Below are 14795 nucleotides of genomic sequence, written 5' to 3' on the forward strand. Positions count from 1 at the left end.
GATGTCCGAAACTATGGCCGTGGGGGCCAGCAGCCGGTTTTCGGCGGGCAAACGCGCGTTAACCTCGATTTCCGGCCGAAGCCCTCAGGCGGGCCGGACGAGGCCGACGTCGTAGGCGAGCACGACGGCCTGGACCCGGTCGCGCAGCTCCAGCTTGTTGAGGATGCGCCCGACGTGGGTTTTCACGGTCGCTTCCGACAGCACCAGCTCGTCGGCGATCTCGGCGTTCGACAGGCCGCGGGCGAGCTTGCGGAGCACTTCGAGTTCGCGCTCGGTGAGCCGCTCGAGGCCGTGCCCGGTGACCGGGCTTTCGTCGCCCGCGGCCGGATCGGGCAGCCGGGCGGCCATCGCGTCGAGGAGCCGCCGGGTGACGCTCGGCGCGACGACCGCGTCGCCGCCGGCGACCGCGCGGATCGCGGAGATCAGGTCCTCGGGCGGGACGTTCTTCAGCAGGAACCCGCTCGCGCCCACCTTGAGGCCGGGAAAGGCGTATTCGTCGATGTCGAACGTGGTCAGGATCAGCACCCGGGAGCGGGGGTGCGACCGGACGATCTCCCGCGTCGCTTCGATCCCGTCCATCCCGGGCATGCGGACGTCCATGACGACCACGTCGGGGTCGAGCTCGGCGGTGCGGCTGATCGCGGCCGCGCCATCGGCGGCTTCGCCGACGACCGTGAAGTCCGGCTGGGACTCCAGGACCAGCCGGAACCCCAGGCGCAGCAGGGGTTCGTCGTCGACGAGCAGGATGCTGATCACGGGACCGGCACCGGCCCCGCGTCGCCGGGAAGGCGCCCGGGTTCGAGCCGGGCCGTCACGCGCCAGCCGCCGCCCGGGCGCGGCCCGGCGGCGACGTCACCGGCGAAGACGGCGACGCGTTCCCGCATGCCGCTGAGCCCGTGCCCGGCGACGGGGACCGCCGTGCCGCGGGGGCCGGCGCCGTCGTCGTCGACTTCGAGCGTGACGACCGGGTCGGCGTAGCTCAGGCGGATGTGCGCGGCCGACGGCCGGACGGCGTGTTTGAGCACGTTGGTCAGCGCTTCCTGGGCGACGCGGTAGAGGGCGAGGCCGGCGGTGGGGGAGAAGGGGAACCGTTCGCCGGTGATCGTCCAGGACGTCGGCAGGCCGGTCGTGCGGACCTGCGTGACCAGGTCGTCGATCTGGGCGACGCCGGGTTGCGGTGTGCGGGGGCTTTCGCCGCCGGTGCCGCGCAGCACGCCGAGCAGCCGGTGCATCTCGTCGAGTGCCTGGCGCCCGGTCGTGGAGACGTGCAGCGACGCGGATTCGGCCGCGACCGCGTCGGTCCGCGCCGCGTAGGCGGCGCCGTCGGCGAGCGCGATCATCACCGACAGGTTGTGCGCGACGATGTCGTGCATCTCCCGCGCGATGATCGCCCGCTCGCGCGCCGCCGCGATCTGTGACTGCTGGTCGCGTTCGCGTTCGGCCCGCACGGCCCGGTCCCGCAGCGACGCCAGGTACACCCGGCGCATCCGGACGTTGACGCCGAGCACGAACGCCGCGACGACCATGGCCGCGGCGAACACGAAGCGCGCGGCGGATTCGGCGAACTCGTCGTTCCGGAGCACCACCACGGCGATCATCACCCCGAGCACGCCCAGCGCGGTGAGCGCCCGCCGTCGTCCGGTGTGCCCGCCGACCGTGTAGACGGCGACGAGCACCGCGATCACGGTCGGCGGGAACGCCGGTCCGATGAACCCCTGGGCCAGCGCCAGGGTGCTGGACGCGGCCAGGGTGGTCAGCGGGAGGCGACGGCGGAACGCGAGCGTCGAAACCAGCAGGACACCCAGCCCGAACAGCACCGGCCGCGCGCCCGCCGGCACTCCGCGGTGCTCGATGGCGGCCGCGAGCGGCAGGAGCGCACCGGCCAGCAGCACGTCGGTGGCCAGCGGACGGCGGCGGGCCCAGTCCCGGAGCCGATCGGCTCCGGGCCACCCGCTGATCAGGCCGTGTTCGGACACCGGCCACGCCGCACCCGCGTCGCTCACCCCGCCATCATCCCCCACCGGTCAGGCGTCGCGGCGTTCGAGCAGGACGACCGCGGCCACGAGCGCCACCGCGATGTAGGCGCAGAAGACCGCGAAACCGGTCCACGGCGCGAGCATGACCGGGTCCGGCCGGACGGCCAGCAGGGCCTGGCCCGCGTTGCTCGGCAGGTACGGCACGATGTGCGGGGCCCAGCTGTCCGGCAGGGCCTCGGCGATCCCCGGGAGCACCAGCAGCAGGCCGAACAGGGTGGCGATGGCGCCGGCGGTGTGCCGGATCAGCCAGCCGAGCGCGACCCCGAGCATCCCCACCACGGTCAGGTAGAGCCCGACGCCGAACACCGCCCGGAACACGCCGGGCGCCGACAGGGTCGTCTCGATGTGCTGGGAGCTGAGGAACGCCTGCCCGCCGAGGAACGCGGCGAACGAGCTGATCGTGCCCACGACGAACGAGACGACCGCGAAGATCGCGAGCTTCGCCCACAGCACCGGCGTCCGGGTCGGCACGGCGGACAGGGTCGCGCGGATCATCCCGGTCCCGTACTCGGCGGAGACCACGAGCACGCCCAGCACGCCGAGGACCAGCTGCGCGAGGACGTAACCGCGGATGCTGACGTCGGTCGGGTCGAAGTGGGCCTTGGCCTGGGGCCGCATGACGGGCCAGCGGCTCGCGTCGGCGGCCGAGAAGACCCAGCCGAGCGCGATCATGCCGACGATCGTCACGGCGACCGCCAGCGGGGTGGACCGGACCGAGCGGAACTTCAGCCATTCCGAGCGCAGTACCCGGACGGGGGTCACCTTGAGGTCGGCCGGCAGCGGCGCCCCGGGCGAGGGCGTGCCCCCGGTGGCGGCCGGGGCGGTGGTGGTCGTCATGACGCGGACCTTTCCTGGGCAGCCGGGGCGACCCGGTATTCGAGGGCGTCGTCGGTGAGTTCCATGAACGCCTGCTCCAGCGACGCCTGGACCGGGGTGAGCTCTTCGAGCGGAACGGCTTCCCGGCAGGCGGTCCGGCCGATCTCGGCGCCGTCGAGCCCGCTGACCTCCAGCAGCCCGGGCGCCAGGCTGGTGACGCCGACACCCGGCCCGGCGAGCAGGTCGCGCAGTCGCTCGGCCTCGGGGGTGCGCACCCGTACGACCCGGCTCGACGCGCGCCGGATGAACTCTTCGACCGGGGTGTCGGCGATGAGCCGGCCCTTGCCGATCACGATCAGGTGCTCCGCGGTCAGCGCCATCTCGCTCATCAGGTGCGAGGACACGAAGACGGTCCGGCCTTCGGCGGCCTGGCCACGCAGCAGGTTCCGGATCCACAGGATGCCCTGCGGGTCGAGGCCGTTGACCGGCTCGTCGAGCACGAGGGTCGCGGGATCGCCGAGGAGCGCGGCCGCGACGCCCAGCCGCTGGCCCATCCCGAGCGAGAAGCCACCGACGCGCTTGCGGGCGACGTCGGCCAGGCCGACCAGCTCGATGACCTCGTCGACGCGCCGGCGCGGGATGCCGGTGCTCAGCGCGAGCGCCAGCAGGTGGTTGTAGGCGGACCGTCCGGTGTGGACGGCTTTGGCCTCCAGCAGGGCGCCGACCTCGTGCAGGGGCGCGGCGTGTTCGCGGTAACGCTTGCCGTTGACGGTGACCGAGCCGGACGTGGGCGCGTCCAGGCCCATGATCATCCGGATCGTGGTGGACTTGCCCGCGCCGTTCGGGCCGAGGAAACCGGTCACCACGCCGGGTTTCACCGTGAAGGTGAGGTCGTCGACGGCTGTTCTGTCACCGTAGCGTTTCGTTACCGCGCGAGCTTCGATCATGGGCCGAACCCTAGGGCCGGGCGCGGTGGCCGAGCGACGGTCTGACGGGCGATCTGCGGGTCGCCGATGTGCGACTTCCGGCGTAGCGCGTACGCCGGAAGTCGCACGACGGCATTGCGGCTGCCGAGAACGCGCGATCAGTCGTTCGGCGGGGCCTGGGGCCGGGACGCCACGCGCACGGCTTCGACCGCCGTGATCTCCTTGGGGGTGCGGCGCAACGGGCCGACGCCACCGGGCCCGCCGTCGTAGTTCACTTCGGCGACCACGGTGGCGATCTCGACGAGGAACTCGCGGAAGTCGGGAAGCTCCGCCGGCGCCACGCGCTCGACGATCGTGGCGGCGTGCTGGATCGTCTCCACCGCGAAGGGCAGGTAGTCGGCGTACTTGGTGCCGGGCCGCAGCCCGGTGTCGAACGCCGTCGTCGCGGTGACGTCGCGGATGAACCGCCGCGGGTGCGCGACGCTGGCCTCCCGCAACACCTTGACCAGCGCGAACATCTCGTCCGCGTCGACCGAGTCGACGGCGAGGGCGACCAGGATGCCCGAGGCCATCATCGCCCGCTGCACGACCGCCCAGTCCTCCGCGGTGAAGTCCTCCTCGCCGGCGCCGTCCCGGGCCCGCCCGTCCCGGACCACCTGCATGCCCACACTCTCGACCAGGACGGGAATCCTGCGGGCCAGGTGCAGTTTCCGGGCTCGTTCCGGCTCCGGCAGCTGCTCCCACGCGACCGGGCGGGCGCCGGTGTCGGAGACCGTTGCCCGGTCGTGCTCACGCCGGGCCAGCTGCCGGACTTCGTCCTCGTCGAAGACCACGCTTTGCGTTGGGTCGAAGGCCGGCACCATCACGCAGCCGACGAGGGCGAGGTGCTCGCCGAGCTGCCGCGCCTGCGCGCGGGTCAGCGCCTTGTGTTCTTCCGGCGCCTGGTTCCACCGCGTCGGCGCCGGGCTGTGGGTGCCGTCGACCTCGTGCATCGCCCGGGCGAGGTCTTCGATGAGCTCGCCGCGGGTGTAGCGCGTGAGATCGTCGATCAGCCGGTCCTGCGCCGTCAAGCGCGCCTTCATCCGCCGGCACTCGTGCAGGATCGCTTCCCCGTTGAGGAACGTCTGCTCGGAGCGGCGGTCGCTCGCCTGGCCGAGCACGCCCTGCCCGACCATGATCACGATCATGAACACCAGCTGGACCAGCGTGGACAGGAAGGTCATGAACGCGAAGGGGTACGGGTCCAGGGTCTGCACGCCGACCGCGGCCAGGCCGATCCAGACCACCTGGGTGCCGGCCGCCAGGTAGAAGGCCCACATGCTGCCCAGCCGCTGGGTCAGCCACGCCGCGATCCGGCCGTTGACGCTCACGACGTGGTCGAGCGCCTGCGGCGGCCGCTGCACGCGGTGCTGCTCGATCCACGGGTGCGCGCTGGTCTCCAGCAGGCTGACCCCGCGGCTGAGCGAGCGATCGTGCCGGTCGAGGTGCTGCTGCAGGTCCGCGATCTGCTCGAAGACGGCCTCGGCGTTTTCGTAGGTCTGGATCGACCGGTGGTCGGCCGCCGCGCCCAGCACCCGCTGGCCGACCAGGATGATCAGGCACAGCGCGAGCTGCACGACGTTGTCCAGGAACAGCAGGAAGGCGAACGGGTACGGGTCCAGCGCGTGGAACGGGGCCCACCAGGTCGCCAAGGCCATCCAGCCGGCAACGACGGCCAGCACGACGTACAGGGCGGGCATCGACCCGACGGCCTTGGTCAACGCGGCGGCGAAGGCACCGTTGAAGCCGACCTGCTCGTCGGCGGTGGTGGCCGGGCGCCGCGCCGCCCGCAGGGGGCTCACCCGTGACTCCCGGCACCGGTGCCCGAACCGGACATCCGCACCCTCGCCCGTGCCGTGGATTCGCGCTTCAGCACGCCTCGGAGCTCCTTTCCTCTCGACGTCCCCGAACCTCCAGCATCCCCTCCCGGCCGTCTGCGAACCGAATGCCGGTCCCCTCGCCCGAGTTGTTCAGTTGACGCAGGGGATCCCGCTGCCGCCTTGCGGGCCGGCCGGCGGCGCCGGCTCGGCGCCGAGGGAGATCCGGAGGTGTCCCCGCGGTCTCCGGGAGTCCGCGGTGACCGGCAGCGCGCCCAAGAGCGGCCTCTTCGATCTTGGCGTGGGTGTAGCCGGGAATGCTGGACACGTAGTCGTCGCGGGAGATGGAGACGGCGGTGGCTTCGGCGCCGTTGCCCGGGGTCAGCGATCCGTGAGGCCTGGTGCCCGAACGCACCGGCCGCGGACGATGGCCGGCGTGCGGCGTCCGACGCTGTTCGTCGTCCACAAAGGCTCCCATCGCCCGGCGCCGGTCACCGCTTACCGTCTTCGTGCAGACGCCCGGCACCCGACCGGGTTGACCAGCGGCGACCGTGAGGCCGATCACGTGCCGCGGCGCCTCGAGGCCGACCGGGACCGCGTCCGCACTACGACATCCGGTTTCACTTTTCGCGCCGAACCGGCACATCAGCGGAAAAACCGGCACCCGCTGTTCCGGAAAAGGCCATTTCCGTCACTCCGAAGTGTGGCGGATTCCCGGTGATTTTCGTTCGTTCAGCGCATTTCGGCCATGATCTGCGTGGTCCCGTGCGCCCGCCGGTAGCCCGTTGAGCGCCTTGACGCAGGGCGCTCCGGGTGACGATTCCGGAACCGGCTAACGAATTGCCGCGTATTCCGTCTCTTCACAGGCACCCCACACCGAATCCGGCCGTCCGAAGGGAAGCCCCATGTCACGAAGATCAGTTTTCGTCGGCCTCGTCGCGGTCGGCGCGTTGCTCGCCCCGGCGGCGGTGGCGGCCGCCGCGCCGCCGGGTGTCGACCCGGCCACCGTCGACCTCACGCTCGCCGCCGGGCAGAGCACCACCGTCGCCAAGCACGTCACCACCTCCGCCGTCCCGCCGAACCCGGACCTCGTCCTGCTCGCCGACACCACGGGCAGCATGGGCGGCGCGATCGCGAACGTCCGGGCCAACGCCAACGCCATCACCGGCGACGTGCTCGCCGCGCAGCCGACCGCCCAGTTCGGCGTCGCCGAATACAAGGACTTCACCGACTCGGTGCCGTTCAAGGTCAACCAGGGCATCACCGGCGACACCGCCGCGGTCCAGGCGGGCACGAACCAGTGGGTGGCCTCCGGCGGGGGTGACCTCCCCGAAGCGGACCTCAACGCGCTCCACCAGCTGGCCACCGGCGCGGTCACCTTCCGCCCGGATGGCACCCGCATCGTCGCCTGGTTCGGCGACGCGCCGTCGCACGACCCGAGCGGCGGGCACTCGCTGGCCGACACGATCGCCGCGCTGAAGGCGGCGAACATCCGCGTCGTCGCGGTCAACGTCGGCAACCTCGACGCCGCCGGGCAGGCCACGGCGATCGCCGACGCCACCGGGGGTGTCCTGCTGAACAACGTGCCTTCCAACCAGGTGTCCCAGGCCATCCTGGCCGGCATCAAGTCCATCGAGGTCACGGTGACCCCGCACGTCACGACGTGCGACCCGCAGCTGACGCTCACGAACACCCCGGCGAGCGCCAAGGTGACCAGCGGCGACGTCGCGACGTTCACCGAGTCGGTCGCCGCCGCGGCCGACGCCGCCCCGGGCACCTACCACTGCTCGGTCGACTACCTGGTCGACGGCGTGTCCCGCGGTTTCGTCGAGACGACCACCGTGCGCGTGCTCGGCCTGAGCATCGACGACGTCACGGTGGCCGAAGGTTCGGGCGGGGCGCAGGTGCCGGCCACCTTCACCGTGTCTCTGCTCGGCGGGCCGAGCCCGAACCCGGTGAGCGTCCACTACGCGACCGCGGACGGCACCGCCACCACGCCCGCGGACTACGCCGCCACCAGCGGCGACGTCACCTTCGCGCCGGGTGAGACGGCCAAGCCGGTGACGGTGCTGGTCAACCCGGACACCGTCGACGAGCCGGACGAGACGTTCACGGTGAACCTCTCGGCCCCGGTGGGCGCCGGGCTGGTCGACCCGACCGGGGTCGGCACGATCGTCGACGACGACCGTGACGGCGCGTTCTCCTGCACGGGCACCGCGGCGAACGTTCTCGGCATCACCGCCGCAGTGGCGAACCCGCAGAACCTGCCCTGCGCCGACGACAGCAAGACCGTCCTCGACGCGACGCTCAACGCCGGGCTGATCAAGGTGCAGACGCACGCGCTGACGTCCTCGACCGACCTGACCCCGGACGACCAGTCCGCGGCCCCGGCGGCCGGTGACCACGCGCAGGCGTCGGCCAAGATCGACAAGACGGTGATCAGCACGGCCGGGCTGACGATCGAGCTGGGCGTGATCCAGTCCCAGGCGGCGGCGACCTGCCAGCCGGCCACGGGTGGGCTCGCTCCCGTGCTGACCGGCAGCTCGAACGTGGCGTCGCTGAAGATCAACGGCCTTCCGGTCACGGTCGGTTCGGCCCCGCTGACGATCCCGCTGGTGATCGGCTCGCTGAAGCTGAACGGCCAGACCGTGTCCGGCGGTGTGGTGAAGCAGCAGACGGTGGCGCTGGACACCGCGCTGGCGAAGATCGTGCTGGCGGAATCGCAGGCCGACGTGCACGGAACGGCCGCGCACTCGGCCGGCAACCCCTGCCGACGGTGATCCGGTGAACCAGGCCGGGGCGGGCGGAATCCCGCCCCGGCCTGGTTCACGCGTGGCGGAATTCCGGCGGCCGCGTGCGACTGTCCTCTTCGGACCGGACGAGGCCGGCGAAACATCATGAGCACGCGGGCGCGGCGCTGCGGGTTCCACCGCGCCCCGGCCCTCCCGGCTCGCGCCAGTGGCCATCTCGGGTGGCGGGGGCCTGACCCGGGCAGGGGCGGGCGGGTTTCACCCGACTCCGCGATGGCGCCGCGACGGGCGGGTCGATAGCGTCGGCGCCTCAGCACCCATTCCCGGGAGGCCGGATGGCCGAGCGTGAGCAGGATCCGAGCACCGGTGCCCGAGTGGCCTTCGCGGCTCGCCGGGCCGGCGCGGCCGCTCCTCCAGTGACGGGCACGGTCGTCGGCGCGGCCGTCTTCGACCGCTACACCTCCGAGACCTGGATACCGGTCCAGCCGGACGGCTCGGCGCCGGACACCGAACCGGCGTTGGTCCGGCGTGGCGACATCCTGGAGTTCGACGGTGGTGCTCAGCCGAACGGCGGGTAGGACGAGCCGGAAGTACTCGTACCCGATCCACAGAGGACACGAGCCGTCGAAATCCCGAGCGCGACCCGCTAGAGTCCGAAGTGCAGCTGGTTCGGCCGTCGCGAGCAACGCGGTGGCGGCCGAGGCAAGAGGGAACCCGGTGCGAATCCGGGACTGCCCCGCAGCGGTGAGTGGGAACGAACGCCGTCAGTCCCTTCGAGGGACGAGCACTGAGCCACCCGGCTTGGGAAGCGACGGCCAGTAGGAACCCGGCGTAAGCCGGAAGGCCCGCGAGTCCGAAGACCTGCCGGCTGCGCACCCCACGACCGTGGGGTGCTGGCTGCGACCTCGCGGGCAGGTCACGCCGGATCACGACCGTCACGGTCGCGGTTTGCCGTGCACTCCCGCAGGTCCACGCGGACTCGCGAAGGAGAGCCCCGCGACCAGTACCACCCCGACCAGCCGTGCCACCGTGTACGGCTACCCGCGCCAAGGCACCGACCGGGAGCTCAAGAAGGCCGTCGAGGCCTACTGGAAGGGCCGGATCGACGCCGGCGCCCTCCTCGACACGGCCCGTGAACTGCGGCTGCGGAACCTGGCCGAACTGCGAGACGCCGGCATCGACGAAATCCCGGGCAACTACTTCTCGTTCTACGACCACGTCCTGGACACGTCCGTGCTGCTGGGCGCGGTGCCCGAGCGCCACGTCGCCGCCGTTCCGGACGTGTCGACCCCGGCCGGCGAGCTGGATCGCTACTTCGCCATGGCGCGCGGCACCGCCGAGGCGGCGCCGCTGGAAATGACGAAGTGGTTCGACACCAACTACCACTACCTCGTGCCCGAACTGGGCCCGGACACCCGCTTCACCCTGAACCCGGCCAAGCCCCTCGCCGACTTCGCGGAGGCCCGCGCGCACGGCGTGACGACCCGGCCGGTGCTCGTCGGCCCGGTCACCTTCCTGCTGCTGGCCAAGGACCCGGCCGGCACCGACGGCTTCCGGCCCCTGGACCTGCTCGACCAGGTCGTCCCGCTCTACGCGGACCTGGTGCGGCAGCTGCACGACGCCGGCGCGGAGTGGGTCCAGTTCGACGAGCCCGCGCTCGTCCTCGACCAGCCCGCCGACGTGCTGGCCAAGGTCGCCGACACCTACGCTACCCTCGCCGCCGGGACCGCGCGGCCGAAGATCCTGGTCGCGTCCTACTTCGACCGGCTCGGCGACGCCCTGCCCGTGCTGGCGTCCTCGCCGGTCGAGGGCCTGGCGCTGGACTTCACCGGCACTGCCGCGGCCAACCTCGGCGCGCTGGCCTCGGCCGGCGGGATCCTCGACAAGCGGCTGGTCGCGGGCGTCGTCGACGGCCGCAACATCTGGGCCGCGGACCTCACCGCCGCGTTGAGCACCCTGGGCACCCTGCTCGGGCTGGCCGGCTCGGTCGACGTCGCGGCGTCCTGCTCGCTGCTGCACGTGCCCTACGACGTCGCCCTCGAACCCGGTCTGGACGCCGAGATCGCCGGCTGGCTTTCGTTCGCGCGGCAGAAGGTCGCGGAGATCGTCACGTTGCGCCGCGGCTTGACCGAGGACCGTTCCGCGATCGCGGATGTCCTGCGGGAGAACGCCGGCCGGCTGGCGTCGCGGGCGGCGTCGCCGATCGTGCGGGTCCCGGCCGTGCGGGAACGGGTCGCCGCGGTCACCGACGCCGGCCTGCACCGCACCAGCCCGTACGGCAAGCGCCGCGGGGCCCAGCAGGACCGGCTGCACCTGCCGCAGCTGCCGACCACGACCATCGGGTCGTTCCCGCAGACCGCCGAGCTGCGGAAGGCCCGGGCCGCGCTGCGGGCGGGTGACCTCGACCAGGACGCCTACCGGGAGGCGATGCGCGCCGAAGTCCGCGCGGTGATCGCCGAGCAGGAGCGGATCGGCCTGGACGTGCTCGTGCACGGTGAGCCCGAGCGCAACGACATGGTCCAGTACTTCGGCGAGCAGCTCACCGGGTTCCTGGCCACGCACCAGGGCTGGGTCCAGTCGTACGGCACCCGCTACGTCCGCCCGCCGCTGATCGTCGGGGACGTCGCGCGACCCGAGCCGATGACCGTCGAATGGGCCACCTACGCCCAGAGCCTGACCGAGAAGCCGGTCAAGGGCATGCTGACCGGCCCGGTGACCATGCTCGCCTGGTCGTTCGTCCGGGACGACCAGCCCGAAGGCGACACGGCCCGGCAGGTGGCGCTCGCGTTGCGCGACGAGGTCGTCGATCTGGAGGCCGCGGGGATCCCGATGATCCAGGTGGACGAGCCGGCGTTGCGGGAGACCCTGCCGCTGCGCACCGCGGACCGGGCCGCGTACCTGGACTGGGCGGTCGCGTCGTTCCGGCTCTCGACGGCGGGGGTGCGCGACGACACGCAGATCCACACGCACATGTGCTACGCCGAGTTCGGGGACGTCCTGCAGGCGATCGTCGACATGGACGCCGACGTGATCAGTCTGGAGGCGGCCCGGTCGACCATGGCGATCGTCGCCGACCTCGCGCGCGCCGGCTACCCGAACGAGGCGGGGCCGGGCGTGTGGGACATCCACTCGCCGCGGGTGCCGTCGGTCGAGGAGATCGTCGGCCACCTTCGGGTCGCGGCCGGGGCGTTCCCGGTCGAGCGGCTGTGGGTCAACCCCGACTGCGGGCTCAAGACCCGCGGCTATCCGGAGGTGCGGGCGACCTTGACGAACCTGGTCGAGGCCGCCGGGCAGCTGAGGGCGCGCGCGTGACCGCCGCGGTCCGGGACCGCCTGGCCGCCGGGAAACCGGTGCTGTCGCTGGAGTTCATGCCGCCGCGGGTGACCGACGACGCGGACCGGATCTGGCGGAACGTCCGCAAGCTGGAGTCGCTGCGCCCGGGCTGGTGACGTTGCTGCGCGAGCACGGCGACTTCTGCGTGGGCGTGGCGGCGTTCCCGCACGGGCACCCGCGTTCGGGCTCGCCGGAGGAGGACACCGCGTATTTCGTCGCGAAGTGCCGGGCAGGCGCGGACTACGCGATCACGCAGATGGTCTTCGACGCGGACGACTACCTGAGGCTGCGGGACCGGGTCGCCGCGGCGGGCTGCGACACCCCGATCGTCCCGGCGCTGATGCCGGTCACCACGACGAGGACGATCGCCCGCTCCGAGCAGTTGTCGGGCGCACCGTTCCCGCCCCGCCTGGCAGCCCGGTTCGACGCGGTCGCGGACGATCCCGCGGCCGTCCGGGCACTGGGCATCGAGCAGGCGGTCCTGCTCGGCCGGCGGCTGCTCGCCGAGGGCGTCCCCGGCCTGCACTTCATCACGTTCAACTTCGCCCGGGCCACCACGGAAGTCGTCGCGGAACTCCCGGTGTTCGGGTCGACCGCGCCGAGCTGATCGAACGCAGGTCACACCGGACGCCTGAGCGCGACGACGGTCCGGCGGTCGTCGTCGCCGGGGGAGTGGCTTCCTTCCCCGGCGATCTCGTGCTCGAGGCGCAGCGGCGCGTGGTCGCGGTCGATCTCCTCGACGCCGCGGCCACGCGCCCGCTCCACCGACTCGAGGCGGCGGCGGACGTCGGTCAGCGCGGAGCCCATCAGGCCCTGCCTGCTGATCCCGAACGGCGCTCCCGGTCCGAACGGCGCCAGCATTTCGCCGATCATCTCGGTGGCCAGCGGCAGCAGTTCCTGGGTGCGCTGCAGGACGATCGCCCAGTTCGCGTCGTCGGCCGCGACGTGCCGGCGGCACGTGAACGTGCCCCAGGCGATGTGACGGCGTTCGTCGGCCGCGATGTGCTCGATGATGCGGAGCAGGCCGGGGAGGATGCCGCGGCTCCGGCAGATCCGTGCCGCGGCGGTGTGGCAGGTCAAGGCGAGGCAGCCTTCGAGGACGTGGTGGTGGGTCACCGCGGCCCGGATCTGGGTGGCCGGCGAGTGGTCGTCGGTGAGCGCGTACAGCGACCACGACAGTTCTTCCAGGAACGTTCGGCGGCGCACCTCCCCGATCTCGGTGAACCACGGCAGGGAGTCGCCCATCCCGACGGCGTCGAACCACGCGCGGAGGGCCTGGCCGTGCCGGGCTTCCTCGAAGACGAGCTGCGTCAGGTAGGTCTCGTCGTGCCGCCGGTTTTCGGTCGCCACCGCTGTCACGAACGGCTGCAGGTCCTGGGGCGCCGACTCGCCGGCCGAGATGAGGTTCGCCACGTACAGGCAGACCAGCCGCCGCTCGCGGGGGGACAGCCTGGCGAAGCCGGCTTCGTCGCGGGTGAGGTCGATGTCGTCCGGGTTCCAGAACGCCGCGTTGCCGTCGCGGAGGAGCTGCCGGGGGAGCGGGTCCGGCCGGTGCCCGGTGCGGGCGCCGCCGCCGAACCCGGGGTGGCGGCGGGGTTCGATATCGCGGGTGAGGGACATGGCCGCTCCAGGTGTCCGGGTGATCTGGCCGCCAGGATCACCCGCCCGGCGCGGTGCGGGAATGGTCCGAGCGCGCCACGGCTGGCCCGTGCGGGCCAAAATCCGGCTCGGTCAGTCCGCCGGGACCTCGACCTCGGCGACGAGCCCGCCACCCGGGCGGTTCCGGAAGCCGACGCGGCCGCCGAGCGCCTGCACGATCTGTTCGACGATCCAGAGGCCGAGGCCCGCCGTACCGCGGTTCGCGCCGGCCGCGGTGAACTTGCCGGTCAGCTTCGCGAGGTTGCTCGCGTCCACACCGGAGCCGCGGTCGAGCACGCGCAGCAGGAGCCGGCCGGCGGTCAGTTCGGCCTCGACGTCGACGGGCTTGCCTTCACCGTGGCGGGCGGCGTTCTCGAGCAGGTTCGTGAGCACCCGGCGGAACCGCTGGCGGTCGGTGGTGACGGTCAGCGTGCTGTCGAAGTGCAGCCGCAGCCGCGGTGGCCCGAGCCCGGCCGCGTCCGCGGAGGCGAGCACGAGGGCCCACAGCTCCACCGGCCGGGACCGGCCGGTGCCGAAGGCCGGGCGGCGGCTGGCCTCCACGTCACCCAGGGCGTCGAGCATGTCGGAGAGGTGGTTCGCGTGCTCGGCGATCAGCCGGCTGCCCGTTTCGCGGTCGGCCGGGGCGAGCGAGCCGTCCGCGGCGAGCCCCCGGGCCAGCGCGCGGAGTGAGATCACGGGAGTGCGGAATTCGTGCAGCAGGATCGCGAGGCCGTCTTGCTGGGCCTGGTACGACTCGAGGAGCCGGCGCCGCAGGTCGCGTTCTTCCTCGGCCGCGGCGTGCTCGGCCATCGCCTCGACCCGGGCGGTGATGCCGCCTTCCCGCTCGCGTTCGACCAGCCGGGACAGGCTCGCGCCGAGCAGGCCGGTGAGCACCAGGTAGCCCGTCCACCAGAGACCCTGGAGCCAGCGTTCCGGCCACGAGGTGAACCCCGGGTCGACGAGCAACGCCACCGCGAGATAGGTGACGCCCAGCCCGGCGGCGAGGGCCATGGTGGGACCGAGGGGCAGGCGGATGGCCGCGGCGGTGACGACGAGCACCAGGATCGCCACCGCCGGGCTGGCCACGGCGCCGGTCATGGCGATCGTGAGCAGGGTGAAGACCGAGTCGAGCGCGGTGAGCAGCCAGGCCGCCGGCGAGGCGTACAGCTCCCACCGAGGATTCGCCGCGACGACGATCGCGTAGCCGGAGGCGAGGGAAAGAGTCACGACGACCCAGGGGAGGTGCCGCCGCGCGTCGTCGCCGCCGGTGACCAGCAGCAGGACCACCGACAGCGCGACCGCGAGCCGCACGGTCACCATCACGCGGGCGACGGACAGCGCGCCCGGCACAGGTGGCCCGTCGGCTGGCATGCCGTCCCTCCTCGTGACTCGCTGTGACCGCCGCGGTCAGCTTGGTGGCGGAACGTGCCTGCCATACTA

12 protein-coding genes and 1 riboswitch are annotated in these 14795 nt (G+C 72.5%); of the genes, 5 read left to right on the forward strand and 7 right to left on the reverse strand.

The annotated features are described in order from the left end of the window. Positions 1–84: 84 nt before the first annotated feature. From ACWEN0_RS23030 to ACWEN0_RS23050, 5 genes are all read right to left on the reverse strand, one after another. A complete protein-coding gene (locus ACWEN0_RS23030) occupies positions 85–756 on the reverse strand; it encodes a response regulator (RefSeq protein WP_451976911.1) in 672 nt (223 codons plus the stop codon). Continuing rightward, a complete protein-coding gene (locus ACWEN0_RS23035; RefSeq protein WP_451976914.1) occupies positions 753–2003 on the reverse strand; it encodes a sensor histidine kinase in 1251 nt (416 codons plus the stop codon). The genes ACWEN0_RS23030 and ACWEN0_RS23035 overlap by 4 nt, the downstream gene beginning before the upstream one ends. A gap of 21 nt (positions 2004–2024) precedes the next feature. Beyond that, the gene (locus ACWEN0_RS23040) at positions 2025–2873 is read right to left on the reverse strand and encodes an ABC transporter permease (protein WP_451976917.1); all 849 of its coding nucleotides are present in this window, start codon (positions 2871–2873) and stop codon (positions 2025–2027) included. Continuing rightward, a complete protein-coding gene (locus ACWEN0_RS23045; protein WP_451976920.1) occupies positions 2870–3799 on the reverse strand; it encodes an ABC transporter ATP-binding protein in 930 nt (309 codons plus the stop codon). The genes ACWEN0_RS23040 and ACWEN0_RS23045 overlap by 4 nt, the downstream gene beginning before the upstream one ends. A 137-nt stretch (positions 3800–3936) precedes the next feature. Continuing rightward, the gene (locus ACWEN0_RS23050) at positions 3937–5619 is read right to left on the reverse strand and encodes a DUF1003 domain-containing protein (RefSeq protein ID WP_451976923.1); all 1683 of its coding nucleotides are present in this window, start codon (positions 5617–5619) and stop codon (positions 3937–3939) included. A 920-nt stretch (positions 5620–6539) separates the two neighbouring features. Between ACWEN0_RS23050 and ACWEN0_RS23055 the strand changes: the two genes are divergently transcribed. The 5 genes from ACWEN0_RS23055 (at position 6540) to ACWEN0_RS23075 (ending at position 12324) form a co-directional block, all read left to right on the forward strand. Beyond that, positions 6540–8414, forward strand: coding sequence for a Calx-beta domain-containing protein (locus ACWEN0_RS23055; protein ID WP_451976926.1), 1875 nt, complete (start codon positions 6540–6542; stop codon positions 8412–8414). Positions 8415–8719: 305 nt separating this feature from the next. Continuing rightward, positions 8720–8962 (forward strand): hypothetical protein, encoded by a 243-nt coding sequence (locus ACWEN0_RS23060; protein ID WP_451976929.1) that lies wholly within the window; start codon positions 8720–8722, stop codon positions 8960–8962. Positions 8963–9032: 70 nt separating this feature from the next. Beyond that, positions 9033–9267, forward strand: a riboswitch (cobalamin riboswitch). Positions 9268–9413: 146 nt separating this feature from the next. Further along, a complete protein-coding gene (gene metE, locus ACWEN0_RS23065; RefSeq protein ID WP_451976931.1) occupies positions 9414–11696 on the forward strand; it encodes a 5-methyltetrahydropteroyltriglutamate--homocysteine S-methyltransferase in 2283 nt (760 codons plus the stop codon). After that, on the forward strand, positions 11693–11833 hold the full coding sequence (locus ACWEN0_RS23070) for a hypothetical protein (protein WP_451976934.1): 141 nt from the start codon (positions 11693–11695) through the stop codon (positions 11831–11833). Before metE ends, ACWEN0_RS23070 begins: the two co-directional genes overlap by 4 nt. Further along, entirely contained in the window at positions 11788–12324 is a 537-nt protein-coding gene (locus ACWEN0_RS23075) for a methylenetetrahydrofolate reductase (RefSeq protein ID WP_451977144.1), read from the forward strand. The genes ACWEN0_RS23070 and ACWEN0_RS23075 overlap by 46 nt, the downstream gene beginning before the upstream one ends. A gap of 11 nt (positions 12325–12335) precedes the next feature. Here the strand turns inward: ACWEN0_RS23075 and ACWEN0_RS23080 are convergent, their stop codons facing one another. Together ACWEN0_RS23080 and ACWEN0_RS23085 are read right to left on the reverse strand one after the other, a co-directional pair. After that, positions 12336–13337, reverse strand: a complete 1002-nt coding sequence (locus tag ACWEN0_RS23080; RefSeq protein ID WP_451976937.1) for a R2-like ligand-binding oxidase — start codon at positions 13335–13337, stop codon at positions 12336–12338. A gap of 111 nt (positions 13338–13448) precedes the next feature. Then, positions 13449–14726, reverse strand: coding sequence for a sensor histidine kinase (locus ACWEN0_RS23085; protein WP_451976940.1), 1278 nt, complete (start codon positions 14724–14726; stop codon positions 13449–13451). Positions 14727–14795 lie beyond the last annotated feature (69 nt).

It is taken from the genome of Amycolatopsis sp. NPDC004378 (assembly GCF_053602455.1).